Annotated in this window: 2 protein-coding genes and 1 pseudogene; 2 read left to right on the top strand and 1 reads right to left on the bottom strand. The window is 72.2% G+C overall.

The window, feature by feature from the left end; genetic code table 11:
• The coding region (locus ACFPIH_RS56155) for an RNA-guided endonuclease InsQ/TnpB family protein (protein WP_381186778.1) at positions 1-800 on the top strand (800 nt) is incomplete at its 5' end.
• Between the two features lie 105 nt (positions 801-905).
• On the opposite strand, the pseudogene ACFPIH_RS56160 reads toward ACFPIH_RS56155, so the two are convergent.
• Positions 906-1,547, bottom strand: a pseudogene (locus ACFPIH_RS56160) (ANTAR domain-containing protein); the annotation flags it as partial.
• A 255-nt stretch (positions 1,548-1,802) separates the two neighbouring features.
• On the opposite strand from ACFPIH_RS56160, the gene ACFPIH_RS56165 reads away from it, so the two are divergent.
• Complete coding sequence (locus tag ACFPIH_RS56165; RefSeq protein ID WP_381186775.1) at positions 1,803-2,363, top strand: DUF5994 family protein; 561 nt, start codon at positions 1,803-1,805, stop codon at positions 2,361-2,363.
• Positions 2,364-2,579: the final 216 nt, after the last annotated feature.

A 2,579-nucleotide genomic window follows, 5' to 3' on the forward strand; every position in this document is an offset into this window, starting at 1 on the left:
CGAAACTGCCCGACGCGAAGACGTTCCGCGTCACGCTGAAGAACGGGCAGTGGCATGCCGCGTTCGCCGTCGTCCCCGGGCCGGTCCCCGCGCCCGGCACCGGTGAGGTCATCGGCATCGACCGCGGCGTCACCATCACCGCCGCTCTCTCCGACGGGCGGAAACTGAACTGCCCGCAGCTCACCGCCCGGGAACACGCCCAGATCCGCAAACACCAGCGGCGCGCAGCCCGCGCCCCCAAAGGCAGCGAGGCCAAGGCGGCCGGGTACGCGAAGGTCGCGAAGCTCAAGGCACGGGAGGCCAACCGCCGCAAGGACTGGTGCGAGAAGACCAGCACCCTGCTCGCCAAGTCCTACGACCTGGTCCGCTTCGAGAAGCTGAACATCAGGAACATGACCCGCTCCGCGAAGGGCACAGTGGAGCGGCCCGGCCGAGGCGTCCGCCAGAAGGCGGGGCTGAACCGGGGCATCCTCGCCCAGGGCTGGGGCCTGCTCCGGCAGCGCACCGGGCACAAGGCCCCCGGCCGGGTCGAGGACATTCCGGCCCCGTACACGTCTCTGCGGTGCAGTGCCTGCGGATGGATCGACAAGAACTCGCGCAAGAGCCAAGCCGAGTTCGTCTGTTCCTCCTGTGGCTTCACCTGCAACGCGGACACCAACGCAGCATCCAACGTCGCGGCAGGACAGGGCGGGATCCCCCGCCCCCGGCGAACAGCCGGTGCCGGAGGGGTGACAACGGCCACCAGCCGTTCGAGCACCCGTGAACCTCAACCCACCTGGGTTGGAATCCCCCTCTTTTAAGAGGGAGAGGATGTCAACGTCGGGCGAATACGGCCCGCTCATATCGTCGTCGACGCCGTCGTCGAAGTGGTCGTTGAAGCGCAGCCTGCGGGCCACGACGTCCGCCGCGATCTCGCCGAGGGGGCGCCCGGTGCCATAGGCGTGGGCGCGCAGACGCAGCAGCGCCTCCTTCAGGGACACGCCGAGCTGGACGCTGATCATTCCCGTGGCCTGGTGCACGGCCGCGCGGCGCAGTCCCGACGGCTGCTCCAGGAACAGGCCGAGCCCGGGCACGTCGTCGCCCCCGCGCCGGTCCCTGTTCAGGAAGGCGCCGGTCAGTGTGGCCGTCAGGGCGGTGGCGTCCGCGTACTGCTGCTCGCCGATCCGTCTGTCCCCGTCGCACAGCACGGTCAGTACGCCGACCCGGATGGCCCCGATGCCCAGCGGGAAGCAGCACACACCGTGCACGCCCAGTTCGCGCGCGGCGGGCAGCAGCGCGGGCCACCGCTGCGGGCGCACCCGGTCCAGGTCCGGCTCCAGGACGGGCGAGCCGGTGCGTACCGTGTCCGGCCCCGGGCCCTCACCCAGGGTGAACTGGAGTTCCTCGAACCGTGCGCTCAGCTCGGGGTGGCACCAGAGCGGCTCGGCCGTCCGGTCGGCGCCGACCAGCAGCGACAGCGCGACCCCTTCGGCGCCCAGCGCCCGCGCGCACGCCCGCGCCGGGTCGTCGGCCTCGCGCAGGCGCAGCGACCGCAGGACCTCGGCCATGCCGGCGCTGATCACCGTTCTCCGTTCCGCCGCGACCGGGGACCTCGGGATGAGGATGCCGCCCGGCTCGCGCCGTACACGCCGTACATTACGGGGGCCCGGTTCTGCCGCGACCGGAACGGTCCGTCAGGACTGTCCGGGGAGTACGCTCGGAGGTACCGAGAATATTTCGCGCACCGGTTTCCGAGCTCGTGTCGTTTTCGGCGATCGAATACGCCGGGCCGGTTGCGGCCGGTCCGGGGCAGGGTCCGCGTCATGACTGCGACCATCCCCTCCCCGCCGACACTCGAAGCCGAAGCCGAAGCGCCGTTCTCCTCGTCCGCTCCCCGTCTGTCGCTGGCTCCCGTCGGTGCCGCGCCGGCGTTGCTGGACGGTGCCTGGTGGCCCCGGTCCCGCGACCTGACGGCCGAACTCCCCGCCCTGACCGCCGTACTCGATCCACTGTGGGGGCGGATCACGAGGGTCACGGTGAATCCCACCCACTGGCCGGTCGTCCCGCGCAAGGTGTCCGTCGCCGGGCGTGTGGTGAAGGTGGGCTGGTTCCTTGCCGAACAGGACCCGCACGAACTGCTGCTGCTCTCGTACCGCAGTGGCCGCTGGAACCTCCTGGTGGTTCCGCCGCTGACGGATCCCGCCTCGGCCGCCTGGCTGATGACCGCCGCGAGCGACCCGCTGGGGACGTCGACCGCGAGCCGGCTGATGGAGGAGGCGGCGCGTCTGCGGACGGTGTCCGAAGCCGACCGCGCCGTGGAAGCGGCCTGGGACTCCGAAGGAGGCACTCCAGCCTCGGCTCCGGCCCCGGCGCCGCACCCGTAAGGGAGCCGCTCGAGCCCCGCCATCCAGCCTCCGCACCCCGCACCGGCCATCCAGCCTCCGCACCCCGCACCGGCCATCCAGCCTCCGCACCCCGCCCCGGCCATCCAGCCTCCGCACCCCGCCCCGGCCATCCAGCCTCCGCACCCCGCCCCGGCCATCCAGCCTCCGCACCCGCACCCGCGCCCCGCACCTGCACCCGCAGCCCGCACCACCGCC

It is taken from the genome of Streptomyces vulcanius (assembly GCF_042653945.1).
Taxonomy (GTDB): domain Bacteria; phylum Actinomycetota; class Actinomycetes; order Streptomycetales; family Streptomycetaceae; genus Streptomyces; species Streptomyces mangrovi.